Annotated in this window: 11 protein-coding genes; all 11 read left to right on the forward strand. The window is 42.1% G+C overall.

Annotated features, from left to right (window positions below; genetic code table 11):
• The first annotated feature begins 171 nt into the window (after positions 1–171).
• Complete coding sequence (locus CLV99_RS03465; RefSeq protein ID WP_133583093.1) at positions 172–3,765, forward strand: SusC/RagA family TonB-linked outer membrane protein; 3,594 nt, start codon at positions 172–174, stop codon at positions 3,763–3,765.
• An 11-nt stretch (positions 3,766–3,776) separates the two neighbouring features.
• Entirely contained in the window at positions 3,777–5,153 is a 1,377-nt protein-coding gene (locus tag CLV99_RS03470) for a RagB/SusD family nutrient uptake outer membrane protein (RefSeq protein WP_133583094.1), read from the forward strand.
• Between the two features lie 10 nt (positions 5,154–5,163).
• Entirely contained in the window at positions 5,164–6,558 is a 1,395-nt protein-coding gene (locus CLV99_RS03475) for a TlpA family protein disulfide reductase (RefSeq protein ID WP_133583095.1), read from the forward strand.
• 161 nt (positions 6,559–6,719) lie between these two features.
• Positions 6,720–7,295 carry an RNA polymerase sigma factor gene (locus tag CLV99_RS03480; protein ID WP_133583096.1) on the forward strand — a complete coding sequence of 192 codons (576 nt, stop codon included), beginning with the start codon at positions 6,720–6,722 and terminating at the stop codon, positions 7,293–7,295.
• Positions 7,296–7,384: 89 nt separating this feature from the next.
• Complete coding sequence (locus CLV99_RS03485) at positions 7,385–8,548, forward strand: FecR family protein (protein WP_133583097.1); 1,164 nt, start codon at positions 7,385–7,387, stop codon at positions 8,546–8,548.
• Between the two features lie 237 nt (positions 8,549–8,785).
• The gene (locus CLV99_RS03490; RefSeq protein ID WP_162850010.1) at positions 8,786–12,301 is read left to right on the forward strand and encodes a SusC/RagA family TonB-linked outer membrane protein; all 3,516 of its coding nucleotides are present in this window, start codon (positions 8,786–8,788) and stop codon (positions 12,299–12,301) included.
• Between the two features lie 3 nt (positions 12,302–12,304).
• On the forward strand, positions 12,305–13,657 hold the full coding sequence (locus tag CLV99_RS03495; protein WP_133583099.1) for a RagB/SusD family nutrient uptake outer membrane protein: 1,353 nt from the start codon (positions 12,305–12,307) through the stop codon (positions 13,655–13,657).
• Positions 13,658–13,832: 175 nt separating this feature from the next.
• Positions 13,833–15,203: a TlpA family protein disulfide reductase gene (locus CLV99_RS03500; protein ID WP_133583100.1), complete on the forward strand. Its 1,371-nt coding sequence runs from the start codon at positions 13,833–13,835 to the stop codon at positions 15,201–15,203.
• Between the two features lie 134 nt (positions 15,204–15,337).
• Entirely contained in the window at positions 15,338–15,925 is a 588-nt protein-coding gene (locus tag CLV99_RS03505) for an RNA polymerase sigma factor (RefSeq protein ID WP_133583101.1), read from the forward strand.
• Positions 15,926–16,066: 141 nt separating this feature from the next.
• Positions 16,067–17,239: a FecR family protein gene (locus CLV99_RS03510; RefSeq protein ID WP_133583102.1), complete on the forward strand. Its 1,173-nt coding sequence runs from the start codon at positions 16,067–16,069 to the stop codon at positions 17,237–17,239.
• Positions 17,240–17,367: 128 nt separating this feature from the next.
• A complete protein-coding gene (locus CLV99_RS03515) occupies positions 17,368–20,895 on the forward strand; it encodes a SusC/RagA family TonB-linked outer membrane protein (protein ID WP_133583103.1) in 3,528 nt (1,175 codons plus the stop codon).
• Positions 20,896–20,912 lie beyond the last annotated feature (17 nt).

A 20,912-nucleotide genomic window follows, 5' to 3' on the forward strand; every position in this document is an offset into this window, starting at 1 on the left:
GTGCGGGAAACACTGTCGGCAGGATATCGGAATGACAAAAAGGAGCGTAATCCATTTATACAAAACCGAACAATACAAACTTAAACATTCCTTGCCAATGGAACAAACCTATTGTTCCCCGGGGAGGGAAGCAAAGCTGTATTGTTCATAAATAACTGACAAATTAAAATTATGAACGATAAAAAACAGCGTAATAGGAGATGGTGTATACCTAAATACGTTTACTACATGAAGCTAACCTTATTCTTGTTTTTAGTATCCATGCTGGCGGCTTTTGCTGATGCACGTGCGCAGCGGATAAACCTGAGCGTGAAGCAGGCACCTTTACAGAAGGTGCTGATCGAGCTGAGCAAGCAAAGTGCTTACACCTTTGTCTACAGCGATGACCTGCTGGAAGGTAAGAATACAGTAACTATCGATCTGGTCAATAAGACACTGGCAGAGAGCCTTGACCAGCTACTGAAACCGCTGGCATTGACATACCAGATCAAAGGAGAGTCTATTGCCATTAAGCGTCAAGCGGTGAGAAAATCTAATGGTGCTGATCTTGGAGAAAATCCAACACAACAGCAACCCATCCGCGGTCGCGTCACCAACGAAAAAGGGGAAGCCTTGGTTGGCGCCTCCATTTACGTGCTGGATGACCAGGGGAAGCGTACTATGATGCAGACCAAGACGGATGAGGAGGGATATTTTGAAATTAAGCAGGTCGAAGCCGGCACGAAGCTGGAGGTAGTGTTTCTCGGATATACTGCACAAAAGCTTACGGTCCGAGCGGATATGGGAACCATTGTGTTGAAGCCATTTTCTGCTGAAGTGGAGGAGGTGGAGGTCATGGTGAATACGGGGTATCAGCAGTTGCCGAAGGAAAGGGCGACGGGTAGTTTTGACTTTATCGACAACAAGAAGCTGAATGAACAGGTGGGGACTAATATTCTTCAACGCCTAGATGGTATTGCTAGTGGGGTGTTGTTCGATACGAAAAAACCTTCACAGGAAAGGCGTACGAACATTACGGTAAGAGGGTTGAGCACTATACATGGTCCTTTGGATCCGCTGATCGTACTAGACGGTTTTCCCTTTGAAGGAAATTTAGAGAATATCAACCCAAATGATATTGAAAATATAACCATCTTGAAAGATGCTGCTGCCGCTTCGATATGGGGTGCTAGAGCTGGTAATGGGGTGATTATCCTGACCAGTAAGAAAGGGAAGTTTAATCAACCCCTACAGGTAGGATTCAATAGCAATATCATCGTTTCGGAAAAACCGGATTTGCTTGGCATTCCGCAAATTTCTTCTGCTGATTATGTGGATTTTGAAAAATTCATATTTGAGCATGGATACTTTAATTCTACTCTTACCAATATAACTCAAAACGGACTGACGCCTGTGGTAGAGATTATGCAAAAAATGGCCGCAGGTAGTCTTTCTCAGGAAGAGGGGGACCGGCAGTTATCTTTATTGAAAAATACCGATAGCAGGGAACAATTTATGCGGTACATGTATCAGTCTCCGGTTACTCAGCAATACAGCCTCAATCTACGGGGAGGATCAGATAATCTGGCCTGGATCATTTCCGGTAATTACGATAAGGGTGTTAGCGAATTGTCTGCGAAAAACGATAAACTCAACTTCCGGTTTGATAATACCTATCGTCCACTCAAGGCTCTTAAGATCAACGTTGGGGTATATTATACCCAACAGACATCGCAGACGGGTAAACCGGGATTTAATAGCATCACAACCGGAGGAAGGACATATCCATATATGGGCTTTGTGGACGAACTGGGAAACCCAATTCCTGTCGCTACAACGTTAAGACACTCCTATACGGATACCGCCGGAATGGGCAAACTTTTGGATTGGAAGTACTATCCTCTGGAGGACTATAAGCACAATGCGAATACGGTTAAAAGAGATGAAATCGTAGCCAATGTAGGGGTCAATTATATGCTAATGAAAGGATTGAATCTGGACGTGAAATATCAATACCAAATTCAACGAGTGGATTCCGAGAATTATATGGATATAGAGAGTTTTCAAACCCGAGATCTGATTAATCGGTTCAGTCAATTGAACCGCAATACAGGGGTTGTCGCTTACATCGTGCCCTTAGGAGGTGTCCTATCTGGTAGCGATGAAAAAATTCATTCGTACAATTCCCGGGCACAATTAAACTATCAAACCTCTTGGAGCGAGCGACATCAGGTGAATGCTCTGATGGGTGCAGAGATTCGGCAGGTTAGACAGAACTATGGTACAAGGGCATCTTTTGGACACGGAAAAGATCCCTTATTCTATGGTAAAGTAGATCAGGTAAATTCTTATCCTGATTTCGTAACAGGTTGGGCCACTAATATTGCGCCTTATGTTTCACCTACATTTATTTCAAAAACAAATCGTTTTGTATCGGCTTTTGCCAATTTTTCCTATATCTACGCAGGAAAATACATCCTGTCTGGAAGTATGCGTAACGACGCCTCCAATATATTTGGTGTGGATTATCAGAACAAATGGAAACCGTTATTATCTGTAGGTGGAGCCTGGGAATTGAGTAAGGAACCTTTTTACAATTGGAACTCCTTTCCTTATGTAAAGTTGCGGGCAACTTACGGGCATAGTGGGAATGTAGATCCGAGTAAGACATCCCGTATCGTCGGGCGGATCACGAAATCTAGTTATACTCCATTCACCTTATTCAGTATTCAACCTGATTTGCCACCAAATCCAGATCTTCGCTGGGAGAAGGTAACAACAGTCAATCTAGCCTTGGAATTCGTATCTAAAAATGATCGGGTTTCTGGGAGTCTGGAATGGTATAATAAACGAGGACATGATCTTTATGGAAGAGTATATTACGATTATACAGCTTGGGGTACTAGCCCCACCATGTTGTATAATGCAGCAACGAGTGATGGTCGAGGTTTTGATCTGACCCTTACAAGTAAAAATCTGACCTCAGATCGTTTTCTATGGCAGACGACTCTTTTAGCTAGTCGAAATATTTCCAAGACTCTACAATACAATTCACCTACGGCAAATAAACCAATGTCCGGTTTAAGTATGAGCGGGAGTGATATAATGCCTATCCCCGGATATCCTATGTATGCCATTGCTGCTTATCGCTGGGCAGGCTTGGATAGTCAGGGAAATCCACAGGGATATGTAAATGGTCAACCTACTACGGATTACAATGCTATAAATGTGGAAAGATGGGGTATGACGACAGGTCAAGAAGGTAATACGTTGTTTATAGGTTCGTCTATCCCTACAGTATTTGGTAATTTTAATAGTACTTTTCAATACAGGGATCTGAGTTTATCTGTTAATTTTACCTATAAACTTGGTTATTATTTCCGAAAACCCACCTTAAATTATTACGATTTACAGCAAGGAGGAGCTAATAATACCCAATACAATAACGCTGATTATTCATTGCGTTGGCAGAAACCTGGTGACGAATTGATTACTCAGATACCATCTTTTGTTTATCCGATAAATTCCAGCCGCGACTATTTCTATCATGGTGCCGAGATACATGTTATGCGAGGGGATCATATTCGACTACAATATGTCCATTTGAATTATGCCTTGCCTTTAGTGAAAAGCAGTAATAACCGTATGCGTCACGTAGACATTTATGCCAACCTGTCCAATCTGGGGGTGGTTTGGAAAGCGAATCCAGCAGGTTTAGATCCTGAGAATATAGGTAATCCATCTGTTCCCATACAATACGCCTTTGGTTTACGAGCAAACTTTTAAATTCGAATACAATGTTTAAAAAAATAAAAACACACCAGATGTTGCGTATGTTACTTTGCTGCGCTTTAATCTTATCTATTGTTTCTTCCTGTACAAAATTTTTGGATCAACGGTCCGATGATTCTTTGAGAGAACTAGCAGATCTATCCGATTATCAAGCATTGCTTGATAATTTCAACGGAATGAACGAAACCAATAGTGCTAACATAGCTGAGAATTCGGCTGATCACTTTTTTGTGACTGAGAGTGTATTTAATGCTTTTTCAGAACAAGAGCGTGGGTTCTACCGTTGGAATCCGGTACATTATCAATGGCCTAACGACTGGTCCGTTTATTATCAGATTGTAGGTCGCGCAAATACAGCTTTGGAAGGTTTGAATCATATCGAAAGAACCGATAAAAATGCAGAGGTTTGGGACCGTATCAAAGGTTCGGCATTGTTTTATCGATCTTTTGCTTTTTTAAATCTGGCCTGGACCTACGCGAAAGTTTATGATGAAAAAACTTATGAAGCTGATATGGGAATACCATTACGAACTAGTACCAATTTCAATTTAATTGTTGACCGAGCCAGCGTAAAAGACACCTATGAAAAGATTGTCAATGACCTGACTTCGGCAATCGGCTTGCTCCCTAATCATTCTTTGCACGTGTTTCGCCCATCCAATCAAGCCTTATATGCCCTATTGGCTAGAACCTATTTAAGTATGGGTAAATACGAGCAGGCGTTACACTATACAGAGCAGGCTTTAACTATTGGTGAGGTGCTGCTGGATTTTAAATCAGATCTAACCGCTATTCAGACCAATAGTCCTTTTCCGAAGCATAACAAGGAAATATTTTTCTATTTTGAAACTGGTCTTCTGGGAGGTTTAAGGTCTGCTACAGCACATGTAGATACGATGTTGTACAATAGTTATGTAGCGGAAGATTTGAGAAAAGTAGCCTTCTTTCTTCCCTCAGGTACATATCATCGGTTCAAGACTAATTATTCTGCCAAATCAGCTCGCACGTTTACAGGCTTGGCCACGAACGAATTATACCTTATACAATCCGAGTGTTTAGCGAGATTGAATCGGGATGAAGAGGCAGCCCATGTGTTGACTCAACTACTGTCTCATCGGTATATTGCCGGTGTCGACATTCAGATTCCATCGGGTGGAGATGAGTTACTTGATCGTATTCTTTTAGAGCGAAGGAAAGAGTTACTGAACAGAGGCGTGAGGTGGTCTGATATCAAACGACTAAATAAGGAAAAACGCAATATCGTATTACAACGTAAAGTGGGCAATACCGTCTATGAACTTTCACCGAATGACAATCGGTATGCTCTGCCTTTGCCAGTGGACATTATTGAAAATTCGAACATGAAACAGAATCCAAAATAAGCCCCACATCATGAAGAACCTATTTCACCACATATTTATCATTATTTTGGGTGTTTCGTTTGCTTTTACCTCGTTTTCACAAACGGTTTCTGAAACTCGTGCCATATCGATCGGCGATCCGGTACCAGATATCCTTATATCCGGTTTAAAAAACTATCCTAACGATCAGGTACGTATCTCGGACTTTAAGGGTAAACTATTGATCCTGGATTTCTGGGCGACCTGGTGCCCCTCTTGTTACGAATCTTTTCCTCAATTTGACCGATTGCAAAAGCAGTTTGATGATGAGATACAGATCATATTGGTGAATGCGATCGAGACCAAAGATACCGAAAAGAAAATCTCAAACCTTTTTGAGAAGCAATTGGAGAATTTAAATTATCAGGTCAAGCTCCCCTATGTCAATCTGGAGCCCACATTGGGTAAGTTATTCCCCTTTCAAAGCTTACCACAATATGTTTGGATCGATGGAGAGGGGAAGCTTAGAGCTATTACTCAAAAGAGTGACGTGACACCAGAGAATATTCGACATGTGCTGCAAGGAGGTTTTTTCTCGCACACCAAAAAAGATATACCTGATTTTGACCGTCAGAAACCATTGACTATAGATTTATTCAACAGAGAAGATATTGGCCAAAAATACCGCTCTTTGTTAACCGGATATATAGAAGGTATTACGCAGGGCTATAATTCGTTTTCCCCGTCTGGGGTGGTCCGTGACAAGCGGGTATATCGCTACAACACCACGCTAAAAATGCTGATGACTATGGGCAATATCTTCCATGAGTTGAAGGTTTCTACACCTGGCGTTCAAATGGCCATGCCGATACCGAATTCTCAGGTGATTTTCGAGACTTCTAATGCAAGGCTTCAAAGTTCCTTCCTGAATGTGGATGATTTTGACCGGGATCGTATGTACACGTATGAACTTATCCTTCCGGACACCTTGCGTTTTAACGTTGTGAAAGAATTTATGCGAGAGGATATCTCCCGATATTTCAATTTCAAATTGAAAAAGGAAGACAGGAAAACTTCGGTGTTCGTATTAAATAGTACCCCCAAACTGGCAAATATCGAATCTACATTTGATGTGGTCAACCAAGGACAAGCAACAGAATATTATAAAACCTATGTAGGAAAGTCCACCAATAGAGAGGCTGAGGAAAAATATATCAAAAACGGAACGATCGATAATCTGCTGAATTGGTTGAATTCCTTTTCAGCTGTGCCCATTCTGACCAATGAAGTCATCACCCATCAATCTCAACGCTATGATTTTGACTTTCCGAGGGATATCTACGAATATACACCAGAGCAATTGAAAGCTTATTTGGAAGGTATCGGTTTTGGGGTCTTTGAAGAAGAAAGGGTAATGCCATTTGTTGTATTCTCAAATCGATATTAATATAACCAATTGTATAATAGAGCTGTATCTGATATCGATACAGCTTCTTTTTTATCTTGATTTTAACCTTTTATATTCTGCATACTCAAAAATTTTATTTTCAACAAACTATCCATTAACTTTGGGACCATTCGGAATAACTGAATTCGAATACTAACCATATGGATGAAAAAGATTTGTTGTTTCGGTTGCAGGCTGGTGATCATGACGCTTTTGAAAAACTTTATCAGAGCTATGCGGCCAAGCTTACAGCAAAGCTCGTGACACTACTTCGTGACAAAGACCTTGCGGGCGACATCCTTCAGGATCTATTTGTCAAAGTGTGGCAACTCCGTGCCGATATTGATCCCGATAAGTCCTTTGGTGGTTATCTCCATACCATAGCGACCAATATGGCAAAAGATAAATTCCGAAATTCCTTACACCAACAGCTCTATATACAATCGCGAACAGATCTAACAGAGGGGTATGACAGTGTATCTCGGTTTATGGATCAGAAAGATATGCGTGCAGCGGTAGATGCCGCCCTCTCTAAGTTGCCTCCACGCCAGCGTGAGGTTTACACGTTATACAAGATTGAAGGATTGTCTTATAAAGAGATACAGCAAAGACTAGGCATTTCCAAACAGGCCGTCAATCGTCTCATCCAAGAAGCCGGAAAGAAGATGCGCGAATATCTATTGCCCATCGGCTATTTGATGCTTTGTAGTGTTATGGTCGAGCAATTGATCCGTTAGTTTAAAAAAATAACAATTACCCCTATTACTTTTCATAGTCCAGCCGTATTGTAATAAAGCCGAAAGATTTAAAGTGTGCTTATTATACAATGGAAGAGAAAAATATAAAGCTACTATTTGATAAATATTTAAATGATGAAGCCAATACAGACGAGATACAATCCCTGTACAACTATTTCGGTATTAGGGAGAACGATACTGTATTGTTACGGTTCATCCAAGACTATCTCCACTATAGCGATGAAAACAGCCGGCTGACCGATCAAATAGAAGCCGATCAAATCGTGTCCGACAGATGGATCGCCATTGCAGACCATACCTTGGCCAAAAGTAAGGTACGTCGTCTACACTGGATCAAATATGCTGCAGCTATTGTTGTTTTCTGTTCTGTAGCTATTGGGCTTTACATCTATTCCCAACGACTTAGTTCTACGCCCTCAGAAAACTTAAGTCGCGCTGATCAGGTTGTTCCTGGGTCGAATAAAGCCACATTAACCTTTGCGGATGGCGCCAAGCTTGCGCTCGACGGAAGTAAACAAGGAATCGTCATCGGCGAGGAACTTACGTATAGTGACGGTAGCAAAGTAACGGATGTCCAATCTCCATTGTTGGTTTTATCTACACCCAAAGGCGGGCAGTACCAAGTAACGCTATCCGATGGCACCAAGGTCTACTTAAATGCAATGACTACACTTACCTATCCGCAAAAGTTTGCACAAGGGGAGCGCAGAGTGCAGTTAAGTGGTGAGGCCTATTTTGAAGTTAGCCATGATGCCAAACAGCCATTTGTCGTTAAGACGGATAGACAGGAAGTGCGGGTGCTGGGGACCGTGTTCAATACTCATGCCTACCCGGACGAAGGAGCCGTTACCACGACCCTGTTAAGAGGAAAAGTGAAGCTGTCGACCGTGGAAAAGGGGGGCTTGCAAAACCAGAGTGCTGTACTTAACCCGGGCGAACAAGGTACCTCGCTAGCAACGGCGATCCATGTTTCTAAAGTCGATGCTGCCGAAACCATAGCATGGAAAAATGGCAAGTTTGTATTTGATGAAACCAGTATACCTGCAATGATGCGGCAGATAGAAAGATGGTATGATGTAGAGACAATTTACAGCGATGATCTATCTAATATCGCATTCAGTGGTTCCATTTCTAGATACGAGGACATAAAAGATGTCTTGCGTAAAATCGAATTAACAAATAAAGTGAAAATTTCATTAGAAGGAAGGAGGATCAGGATGAGCAGAAAATAGTTTTTGTGTGTTTGCCTGACCAGAACGAGAAACCGGCGGTGCGCTAACACCTCCGGCTCGTGTCAGGTGATAAAATAATAGTTCTGAAGTATTACATTTTTTACCTAACCAAACAAATATATGAAATATCCCCCTGGATATTCATGTAGCTGTTAAAACAAGTTATTATATATGAATAATACCCATCATTGTGGTTGCCGTTGGCATGCCATGTATAGATGTTTAAAATGGAGCGTTATGCGAATACAGTTGATACTCTTTTTTTTGTGCTTGTTCCTATTCCAGCTGAGAGCCGATGATGCACGAGCGCAAAGTCTAACCATCCGCGGTACGAAGCTCCCATTAGAAACTGTACTCAAAACACTGAAGAAAGAAACGGGCTATGATATTTTGTATAGCGCGGCAGAGTTGAAAAAAGAGGCTAACCCTGTTACACTCCATCTTTCCGGTATATCTGTGGAGATAGCACTCCGGGAGATTTTCAAGCAGCAAACCAACCTCGAATATGCATTAGATCAAAGAACGGTCATTGTCCGCAAGAAGACAAAACTAATAGAAGAGTCTAACAAAAAAGAAAGCAACAGACCAGAGCAACAGCCCGTCCGTGGCCGTGTGACCAATGAAAAAGGGGAACCATTGGCGGGAGCTTCGGTCTATGTACTGGATACACACGGCAGGCGTACAGCTATGCAGACCAAGACGGATGAGGAGGGATATTTTGAATTGAGGCAGGTTGAAGCAGGAACAAAACTTGAGGTAGTGTTTCTCGGATATACTGCACAAAAGCTTACGGTCCGAGCGGATATGGGAACCATTGTGTTGAAGCCATTTTCTGCTGAAGTGGAGGAGGTGGAGGTCATGGTGAATACGGGGTATCAAATGTTGAAACCTAATGAAGTAACAGGCGCAATTGATGTGATAGATAATAAGATGCTCACTCAACAGGTAGGGACCAATATCCTGCAGCGTCTTAACAATGTTGTACCCGCTATTCGCTTTGAAAATCAGCCGATCAAAAATGCTATGCGGCAGAAGTTAAATGTTTCTGTTCGGGGACTAAGTACCATTAACGGTAATCTTGATCCTTTAATTGTGCTGGACGGGTTTATCTATGAGGGTGATATTACCAACATAGACCCTGCGATGATTGAATCGGCTACGGTTTTGAAAGATGCCGCGGCGAGTGCAATATGGGGAGCCCGGGCAGGAAACGGTGTAATTGTACTGACCACCAAGAAAGGTATGATAGGGACAAATACCCGCAATAAAACTACGTTTGGAAGTACGATGATCTTTAAAGATCGCCCAAATCTGTCGCAGCTATATCAGGTTCCGAATGCCGATTTTATAGCTATTGAAAAGATGTTGTTCGATAGGGGACATTATGATGTTTTTCTACAATCATTTCCTTATGTAGCAATGACCCCCGTAATTGATATTTTGGACCGTACAAAAAATGGAAAGATTTCGTCATTGGACTCCGCAGAAGCAATCAATAACCTCTTGGCGCAGGACGGTTTGAAGAATTATTCAGACGCTTTTTATAGATCACCGATGTCCATGCAGTATAATTTGCATATCGCCGGTGGCAATGCAAAAAACAGTTATGGGTTAGGATTAGGCTACACGAAAACAACAACTGAATTGGATAGCCGAAATAGAAAATGGAATCTGCTATTTTCAAATAGTTATCGTCCGATCGCAAACTTGCAGGTAGATCTGAATGTGAACTATACCGATCATAGGGATCAATCGGGGAGACCTGATTATTCCAGCCTGAGCTATGGTAGTAAATCGGTTCCCTATATGCAGTTCTTTGATAATAACGGTAAGGAAATATCGTTTGACGGGGATTTTAGAAGGTCGTATCTCGACCAGAATTTTGGTGCTAATTATTTAGACTGGTCTTACTATCCGCTGTCGGAATATAACTATTCGAAGACTACCAAAAACTTGAATGAGCTCTTTGCATCGGCCGGTATATCTTATCAGATCTTGCCCTACCTCAAGTTTACCGCTTCAGGACAATATCAAAAGCAGGCTTCCAAGAGTGAGTTTTTAAGTGAAATGGAAGGTTATAGTGCTCGACTGTTGATCAATAAATTTACACAGGTGGATCCGGTGACTGGAAAAGTAAGTTATCCGGTGCCGCGTGCGGGAATTAACAAAATTGGTGAAAGTGAGGGGCAGTCGTACACGGTGCGTAGTCAACTCACTTTAGATAAACGATTGAGTGCGCATCACTTAATCGGCATCTTTGGTGCTGAGATGCGGCAGAATACACAGAGCGGAACAGCCTATACTGTGTATGGATACAACAGCATCCCCCTGACGTCGCAGGCTGTAGACTTTATAAACCTTTACCGCACCAGTCCTGATGCACTATTACAGACAATAGGGGGAAGTCCGGATTTCACAAAAACGGTCAATAGGTTTGTTTCGACATACATCAATTTTTCTGATATATGGAAGGAGAAATATGGCATTTCTTTCAGTTTTAGGCAGGATGGAGCCAATATATTTGGAGCCAATACAAATGATAAATGGTCACCCCTATGGTCTGTGGGTGGTTTTTGGGATCTCGGCAAAGAGCAGTTTATGGAGCTGCCTTGGTTGGATAATCTCAAGCTCAGAGCCACATTTGGTTACAGTGGTAACGTTGATCTGACCAGAACGCCCGAACCCATTGCAAATATTGAGACAGCCCGATATACGAATTACCCCATGTTGAATATCCGAAACCTAAATGATCCTTCGCTCCGATGGGAGAAGGTCGGAACTTTCAATCTAGGACTAGATTATGCTTTATTTAAAAACCGGATCTCGGGCAGTGTTGACTATTATGTGAAAAATGGAAAAGACCTGTATGGTACCACAGATTATGATTACACAACCTGGGGAGCACAGGCAACAGTGGTCAAAAATGTCGGCGCCATGCGTGGTCATGGACTCGATCTGGCTTTGAATAGTATCAATACAATCAATAGGCTCAAATGGAGTACGAGTCTGGTATTAAGCCTGAATAAAAACAAAACGACCGCATATTATAGAAGCGTGAACCAAGGGCTCGGCAATTTTCTCGGCAATGGCAATGGTATCACGCCGATAGTAGGACGACCTTTAAATGCAATAGCGGCTTATCGATGGGCTGGACTGAATGAAAAGGGGCAGCCACAGGGATACCTGAACGGTGAAGTCAGCACAGAATATCTCAAGATCAGAAATTCGTCCCTACAGAGCGCTTCGGATTCAGAAAGTATTGTCTTTATTGGTTCCTCCAAACCCCAGCTGTTTGGCAATCTCACCAATACTTTTGCGTGGAAAGCATTTTCGATGTCTTTTAACATGAGCTTTAAAGCTGATTATTATTTTCAAACGCCGTCCACGTCTTACTACTCACTCTTCGAGCAGGGTGTGGCTTATCCCGATTTTGAAAATCGCTGGATGAAGCCTGGCGATGAAAAGCAGACCAGCATGCCTAAAATGGAGTATCCGATAAATGATAATCTCAGTACATTTTATACCCAATCGGAAATCCAGATACTCAAAGGAGACCATATCCGCTTGGAATATATTAATGCCGCCTGGGAACATAGGATAACTGGCAAGAACGAAATGAAATTTAGGCTGTATGGAAATATTGCTAACCTAGGTGTAATCTGGAAAGCTAATAGGCAACATATTGATCCTGAATTTGCATATCGTCTAACCCCTCCAAAAACATTTTCATTGGGAATTCAAATTGATTATTAAGAGATGAAAACAATAATTATAAGTTTAACCCTGGGCTTTGCTACACTAATTTTCGGGGCTTGTGATAAATATTTAGATGTACAATCCAATAATAAATTGGTTGTACCCAAAGAATTGGATGACTTACAAAAACTTCTGGACAATGTACGTGTAATGAACAATAATTTTTGTTCACGTGGTGAAAAGGCCTGTGACGATTATTTTATTCCTGAGAGCAATTACAAAGCATTGAATGATGTGGAGAAGCTGGATTATATCTGGGAAGATTCCCAATATAATTTTTCCAACGATTGGTCGAGCATGTACAATGTTGTATATATAGCTAATCTTGTACTGGAGCGTCTTGATAAAATTGATAGAAATGAACAGAATGCTGCAAAATGGGACGGTATCAAAGGCGCTGCCCTATTTTTTCGTGCCAATAGTTATCTCAGTTTGTTATGGACCTATGCCAAGGCCTATCAGCAGAATACCGCTGAGACGGATCTAGGTATTGTTCTTCGGGAAACATCAGATTTTAATGTAAAATCCGTACGGGCCTCCGTGGAAGATAGTTATAAAAAAGTGATCAAAGATATGGAAACTTCGATTTCACTTCTGCCATTGGAATCGGATCATGTCGTACAGCCAAGTAAGCCAGCTGTATATGGGGTTTTGGCAAGAGCTTATCTGTCGATGCGTCAATATGATCTGGCATTAAAATATGCTGAGCTGTATTTGGAACGGCGAAACGAGCTACTTGATTATAATAACAGCAATGAGGTAAAATTGACGGCCACTTTTCCCTTTAGTTTATTCAATAAAGAGACTACATTCTATATGGAACTGAAGGCAACGATACTGAGTAATGCGTATTCAAATATTGATTCTGTACTCTATCGCTCTTATGATTCCAATGACCTGCGGAAGCAAGCGTATTTTAAAGTGTTAAATAATGTAATCAATTTTAAAGGGCAGTACTCAGGAAGTGCGCTTTTATTTGGCGGCGTGGCTACAGATGAAATATACCTGATCCGAGCGGAATGTCTGGCGCGAGCGGGCAAGTTGGTGGAAGCGCAAGCAGATCTTAATAAACTTTTGGCGACGCGATATAAAGCAGGAACCTATAAACCTTATCTTTTGACGGATGCGGGGGAGGTGCTGAAAGTGATATTAAGTGAAAGACGGAAAGAGCTGGTCTATCGAGGGCTGAGGTGGATGGATATCAAACGATTAAATCTGGAAGGGCAAGAGATCATCTTAAAAAGAGTAGTCAATGGGAAAGAATACAGGCTTGTGCCCAACGAAAACCGGTATGCATTACCTCTGCCGGCAGATATCGTGAGGATAGCGGGAATTCCTCAAAATTCACGATAACGTACGACGGTAAAAATTGATTTTATTTAATATAATGTCATAATAAAGAGTGTGTTCTGAAAGTATTTAGCAATATCTTTTCAGGAGGTATAAAACCTAGTACTTTATATTTTAGATATTTTAATGACAAATATAAACGAACCTGGCTCGTGAGTTCATAAACTAATTTTAATATATGAAAAAGCAAATTATAGCAATCATATTGTCTGCTACTACTATGTTTAATGTTGTAATGGCACAGAATTCCAGTGAAATATCTCCTTTGTCAATAGGCGATCCTATGTCTGACATCGTAATTTCTAATCTAAAAAACTACCCAAAGGATGAGGTTAATATATCTGACTTTAAAGGTAAACTATTGATTTTAGACTTTTGGGCTACTTGGTGTCCAACCTGTTATGAGTATTTTCCAAAATTGGATATGTTGCAAAAGGAGTTTGATAATCAGGTTCAAATTATCTTGGTGAATCCGGAAGAAACAAAAGATACGAAAGATAAAATAGCCAACCTTTTTTTGAAATTGAAAGAAAATGTGGGGTATGAAGTCAAGCTACCGTTTGTAAATCATGATCCCGTTTTGGGAAAACTGTTCCCTTTTAGAACTTTACCTCAATATATTTGGATTGATAGTGAAGGTAAAGTACGGGCCGTGACGGACATCCTTAGTGTCACGTCAGAAAATATCAGGCACTTGCTTCAGGGTGGATTTCTACACAATAAGCAGGATATTTATAACTACGATAGAAGTAAACCCTTTGCTGCAGAATTATTTGAACGTAAAGAGGTAAATCGTAAATATCGTTCACAGATCACGGGCTACATTGAAGGGATATCTGGCTACAACTCCTTTGGAACTAACGGCACTGTGCGTGAACGCAGAGTGTATAGATCCAACATGCGATTAAAGATGCTTTTAACCTTAGATCGCGTATTTGATGAATTACGAGGAGACAAAGTGATACGAAATTTTCCGAATTCGCAAATTATCTTTAAAACTACGAATCCAAAATTTGAGTCCGACTTTAGAAGCGCAGATAGTTTCAACCCCGATGAACTGTATACCTATGAGATTCTCTTGCCCGATACTTTGCCTTTTACAGTGGTAAGGGATTTTATGCGTGAAGATCTTTCCCGGTATTTCAATTTCAATATCAAGCGGGAAGAGAGAAAGGTACCGGTGTATGTATTGAAAAGTACACCTAGGCTAGCCAAGATCGAATCGACATTTGATGTCGTGAAGGAAGCGGTAGCCACAGCATATTATAAAACAAGGAGTGTGCATTCTATGGATAAAAATGCTTCCAAGAAATACCTCAAGAATGCGACAATAGAACAGTTGATCAATGTATTAAATAATTTTTCGCAGATACCTATTCTATCGGACGAAGTATTTACACACCAATCACAACGCTATGACTTTGATTTTCCGAATAATTTATATGAACTCACATCAGAACAGCTAAAAGAATACCTATTATCTTACGGCTTTGAGGTGGCGGAAAAAGAACGTCTATTGCCTATCGTCACATTCACCGATCGCTACTAGTGGTAGAAATATCATGAGGCCCTCCGCCTGAACAGACGGAGGGCTTTTTTTCTTTTTTCAATTATCAAATACCGTACATTTTGCATAAGTTTACGACCGATTAACTGATTTAAGGATCTTTAGGCATATAGAATATGCGCAATACTTTATACGAAACAAATGAAGATACACTACTGGCCGATCTTTCTAGTGGGCTGTCTAGTGCATTGGAGTATATCTATATGGAGTTTCAGCCAGCCTTGGTCTTTTTTGCAGGTAACCTCTTGCAATCAGATACCATCATGCTGGCCGAAGAATTGGTGCAGGATAGTTTCTTGAAGCTGTACCAGCGGCACGACAGATTCCAAACCCTCAATTCACTAAAGGCCTTTCTTTATATTACCACCCGTAATGCCTGTTACAACCATCTCGAGAAGCAAAAGGTGCGGGCGCGGCATTTGCAGGATTATGTGCATGAGTATAGTGATATGGAGCACAGTATCCTGTTAGAAATGATGCATACCGAAACCGTGCGTGAGCTTTTGCAGGCGATCGATACCTTGCCTCCACAATGCAAAGCCGTCATCAACATGTTGATCCATGAAGATAAATCGTATGCCGAAATTGCAGAGGCGCTCGGTGTTACGGTGAGTACGGTCAAGAATCAGAAAGCACGTGCCATCTCCTTACTGAGAGGTAAGATCTCGGGCGTGGGTATTGCATTACTATTACTTTCGATATAAAAAACCGACGACTCTTATTTAGCTCATTTACAGGTTTAGCAGTTCTTGGATAGCCTTGGTAGATAAACACGTTCAAAAAAAATCAAAATCCTTTAGACGCTTATCGGATTTTCCGGTTTCTATTAAAACAGCAAAGGTAATATGGAAAGTCAGGAATTCGATAAGAGCTATTATATCACAGGATTGATCCGACGTAAAATCCAGCAGCAGCCTCTCTCTCCACAGGAAGAAGAGGAGCTGCATAAATGGCGTCACGAATGTGCTGAGAATGGATCTTTTTATGAAAGGATACGTAATGAGAGGGAGCTTGCACAGTCGGTGAACCGCTATCTGGCTACCGATACCGCGCAACGATGGACGGAATTCCATGCGCAGCATATCCAACGGAAAGATAAGATACGGCCTATGTGGCAGGCATGGTCTGCTGCGGTCTTGCTGTTGGCTATCAGCATAAGTGTGTTGTTTTATTTTTATAAACGTGATGCCAGCAATTTTTCAATTGGTAGGGACACCTTAGTTAACCACGATCGTATGCCATCGCCTGGTGGCAATCGTGCCATGTTAGTCTGGGAAGATGGCAGCAGTATCGAACTGAGCGGTAAACATTCAGGTCTTATCGTAGGCAAGGAGCTGGCTTATGAAGACGGATCGCAGCTGTCTGAGGCTAAGACAATATACGCGACATTGAAGACCCCAAAAGGAGGGCAATATCGGGTCGAACTCCCAGATGGCACGAAGGTCTGGTTGAATGCAGCTTCATCACTTCGGTATCCGACCCGCTTTGACGGCGATCAACGTAAGGTAATGCTTAGTGGAGAGGCCTATTTTGAGGTCGCACATAATCCGAAGCAGCCTTTTATCGTGGAAACCGCGCGCCAGCACCTAAGTGTGTTAGGTACCGTATTCAATATCAATGCCTACGAAGAAGAAGAACAGACTACAACGACGTTATTGGAAGGGAAAGTAGCCCTCCAATCCAGAGCCAAAATGGAGAAATCTGTCTTCTTGGATCCAGGGAAGCAGAGTATATTGTTGGCCGACGAATTTAAGGTGACAGCTGTTGATAAGCAGGAAGCTGTAGCCTGGAAAGAAGGTAAGTTTGTGTTCAACGGTTCGGATATTTATGCGGTCATGCGGCAGATCGAAAGATGGTATGATGTGGAAGTCGTGTATGAGGGGGATATGGCTAGTGTATTATTTACAGGCTCGCTATCCCGATTTGCAGACATAGGTACGGTAGCTGAAAAACTGGAATTAACCCGGGAGATAAAACTAACTATACAGGGAAGGAGGATTACAGTGAGGAAGAGATAAGCGAAAAGTGTGTGTATTTGCCTATGGGACAGAAGCCGGAGGTGTTGGAAGCACCGCCGGCGATGTCGGGCAAAGCATACAAATAGTTTTACGACGTATTAATATTTTTTAACCTAACAATCAAATATATGGATAATTATCATTATGCAGTACGCATGATGCAACTGACCAACGAAAATTTTAAATATTGGATAATGCGGATACAATTGATCACTTTCTTTATTATCGCCGTACTGAGCCAGTTAAGTGCAGCCTCCGGCTATGCGCAACATGTGACTATCCGCGTGCAAAAGCAGTCGCTGGAAATCGTATTGAAAGAAATTAAGAAGCAATCAGGGTATGATCTACTGTATAACCCTTCGGTACTTTCGCGAAATGCAGAACCGGTTACTATGGCCACAAGCGACGGTGAACTAAAAGCCGTTCTTGATGAAATATTCCAGGAACAACTACACTTAGAATATGTGATTAATAAAGACATCATTGTCGTCAGGCTAAAGGAAATGTTGAGTAAAACAAAGGCATTGGAGCCTGAACAGCAACAACCTATCCGCGGTCGTGTGACCAATGAAAAAGGGGAGGCCTTGGTAGGCGCATCGGTCTATGTGCTCGACGCAGAAGGAAGGCGTACAACAGCGCAGACCAAGACCGACGAAGAGGGGTATTTTGAATTGCCACAGGAACAGGTCGGCACGAAGCTGGAGGTTGCTTATCTAGGATATACTGCACAAAAGCTTCTCGCCCGATCGGATATGGGATTGATTTCTTTGAAGCCTTTTTCGGCAGAGGTGGATGAAGTAGAGGTCGTTTCTACAGGATACCAAAAGATTTCAAAAGAAAGAATAGTAGGCAGTGTGGATGTGTTGGATCAAAAGCTGATCGACAGATCGGTTTCCTCCAACATACTGTCGCGAATAAATGGTCTCACCACAGGACTGCAACTGCCCAAAATTAATAGCAACGAGGGGGGCAATCAGCCTGAATTTACGATCCGTGGCAAAAGCACATTATTCGCCAATGCGGAGCCGCTGATCATTGTAGATGGTTTTCCATATGATGGTGGGTTAAGTAGTCTTAATCCAGCTGATATCGCCTCGATCTCGATTTTGAAAGACGGAGCGGCAGCTTCTATATGGGGGGCTCGCTCTGGCAATGGTGTAGTAGTTATCAGTACTAAACAGGGCAGTAAAGACCGACTTTCCTTATCTGCCGAAGTGATCCAGAGCATTGCTGATAAACCTGATCTCTATTATAGCAAATCCATATCGAGCAGTGATTTTATTGACGTGGAGAAGTTTCTCTATGAGAAGGGGGCTTACAACGCTCGCTTGAAGACAGGTTACCAGCCCGTATCGCCGGTGGTGGAGATATTGGATAAAATGAGCAAAGGTCAGTTATCAGATGAAGTGGGAAATGAAATTATAGATGCTTATCGCTTAAAAGACAGTCGTATACAGCGATTGAAATACTTCTATCAGATACCACTTGAACAACAGTATAATCTAGCGATTTCAAGACCTTTTAAGGACGGCAGTTTTTATATTTCGGGCGGTCTCAATCGACAGGATCAGGCAACGAAATATTCCAAAAATGAGCGCAAGACCCTCCTGATGAAATACGATCAACGATTTCTGAATGATCGGCTCAACTTTTTCTTTCAGACCAATCTGACAGATACAAGAACGCAGAGCGCACAGAATAGCCCGTCAATGTATCCCTATGAGGAATTGGTCTCGGCCGATGGCAGCCCAGTGCCAGTAACAGGTAGTATGCGTAATAGCTATGTAGATACAGTAGGCAATGGGAACCTGCTCGACTGGCACTATAATCCATTAACAGATCTCGGTAAAGGGATGTCTACCAGTTTGCTGTTCAATCTGCGGCTTAATGGTGGTATAGATGCCAAGATCTTCCCATTCCTGACGGCCAGTGTAAAATATCAATATACAAAATCAATGGGCGACGACCTCATGCGCTATGCGGATGATTCTTATTATGTGCGCAATCTGGTCAATACATACACGAGATACGATAACGCTACAGGTAAATATGTACAGCAGATACCCGTCGGTGAAAATTTGACGATCAATCACTTACGTGGCACTTCGTATCTATGGCGTGGGCAACTGGCTTTGGATAAGAGGATCAACAAAGACCATCATATAACAGCGCTAATGGCGATGGAACTGTCGGATGCCAAGAGTGAAGTTGATAAGAAGCAGCTGTTTGGCTATGATTCGTCGACTGCAACGTCAGCGACAATAGATCATATCAATGCCTTGCCGCGCATCTATGGGGGCAGTCAGGTCATCAACGACGGAAATTATCAGGGCTGGCATGTGGACCGTTACCGTTCGTATCTGTTAAATGCTGCCTATAGTTACAAAAGCATTTATGACGTATATGGAAGCATCCGTAGGGATGAATCTAATCTATTTGGTGTAGCGACCAACCAAAAAGGGGTGCCGCTTTGGTCGGTCGGAGGTGCCTATAATGCCAAGCAGGGGTTGTTCAATACCGTTAAATGGTTGTCTGAACTACGCGTGCGCTCTTCGTATGGGGTACAGGGAAATGTCGATAAAACAATGTCGGCATGGCTGACAGCTAGGTATGAAAATTTTAAAAATAGCTACCAAAACATATTTGCGACCATTGTCAACCCACCAAATCCATCGCTGCGCTGGGAGAAGACTAAGGTCATTAATATCGGGCTTGATTTCGGAGTTTTGGATCAGCGTGTTGTCATGCATATTGACCGTTATTGGAAAAATGGAAAAGACCTGATCGGTAATGGGGAGATTGCTCCGCAGACTGGATTGACGCAGTTTAGAGGGAATGTAGCAGATACCCAAATTGAGGGATTCGATCTGTCGGTGACAAGCAAGAATCTGGTGGGTAGATTTCAGTGGCAGTCGGTGTTCAATTTCTCCAAGGCGAAAGATAAGGTGGTTCGCTATCTGATCAAGCAGGCGAACAATTTTAGCTATATGGCCACCAATTACCTCAATCCTTACGAGGGGTTTCCGCAGACTGCACTTTTCAGCTTTCCTTATGCAGGACTGGATAATGAGGGAAATCCAATTGGGTATTTGGACGGGGTGGAGAGCAAGGACTATAGTGCCATTCTCAATAGTAAGGACATGTGGAATATGAAATATCATGGCCCTCGTATACCGCCTTTCTTTGGCTCCTTCAGAAATAACTTTAGCTACGGCCGGTTTTATGCCAGTTTTAATACGATGTTTCAGTTTGGCGGTTACTTCAGACGGTTATCACTGAGCAATACAGCACTTTACAGCGCAACCACAACCGGAGCTTCGATCTACGATTATGACAAACGTTGGCAGCAGCCAGGTGATGAGGCTCTAACGAATGTGCCTGGTTTAATTTATCCCGCGAATTCTGCCCGTAGCAATCTCTTTGCTTACAGCGATGTTTTAGTGGAGAAATCCGATGTGATCCGATTGCAGGATATTCAGATCGGAGCGCGTATTCTCGATCATACCAAATGGATAAAGTCACTGGATATGACTTTTGTGGTCGACAATGCCGCTATTCTCTGGAGAGCGAATCCGTTTGGCTTAGATCCAGCTGTGTTTCAGTCAAGTTTCCCAACACCGAGGCAGTTTAGCCTACGAATAAGAACTACTTTTTAAAATCTTAAAATCTGATT

It is taken from the genome of Sphingobacterium yanglingense (assembly GCF_004363245.1).
Classification (GTDB): Bacteria; Bacteroidota; Bacteroidia; order Sphingobacteriales; family Sphingobacteriaceae; genus Sphingobacterium; species Sphingobacterium yanglingense.

Bases quoted from the DNA above. Each gene is read 5' to 3' on its own strand.
- CLV99_RS03465 (WP_133583093.1), top strand. From the start codon at position 172: ATGAACGATAAAAAACAGCGTAATAGGAGATGGTGTATACCTAAATAC.
- CLV99_RS03470 (WP_133583094.1), top strand. From the start codon at position 3,777: ATGTTTAAAAAAATAAAAACACACCAGATGTTGCGTATGTTACTTTGC.
- CLV99_RS03475 (WP_133583095.1), top strand. From the start codon at position 5,164: ATGAAGAACCTATTTCACCACATATTTATCATTATTTTGGGTGTTTCG.
- CLV99_RS03480 (WP_133583096.1), top strand. From the start codon at position 6,720: ATGGATGAAAAAGATTTGTTGTTTCGGTTGCAGGCTGGTGATCATGAC.
- CLV99_RS03485 (WP_133583097.1), top strand. From the start codon at position 7,385: ATGGAAGAGAAAAATATAAAGCTACTATTTGATAAATATTTAAATGAT.
- CLV99_RS03490 (WP_162850010.1), top strand. From the start codon at position 8,786: ATGCGAATACAGTTGATACTCTTTTTTTTGTGCTTGTTCCTATTCCAG.
- CLV99_RS03495 (WP_133583099.1), top strand. From the start codon at position 12,305: ATGAAAACAATAATTATAAGTTTAACCCTGGGCTTTGCTACACTAATT.
- CLV99_RS03500 (WP_133583100.1), top strand. From the start codon at position 13,833: ATGAAAAAGCAAATTATAGCAATCATATTGTCTGCTACTACTATGTTT.
- CLV99_RS03505 (WP_133583101.1), top strand. From the start codon at position 15,338: ATGCGCAATACTTTATACGAAACAAATGAAGATACACTACTGGCCGAT.
- CLV99_RS03510 (WP_133583102.1), top strand. From the start codon at position 16,067: ATGGAAAGTCAGGAATTCGATAAGAGCTATTATATCACAGGATTGATC.
- CLV99_RS03515 (WP_133583103.1), top strand. From the start codon at position 17,368: ATGGATAATTATCATTATGCAGTACGCATGATGCAACTGACCAACGAA.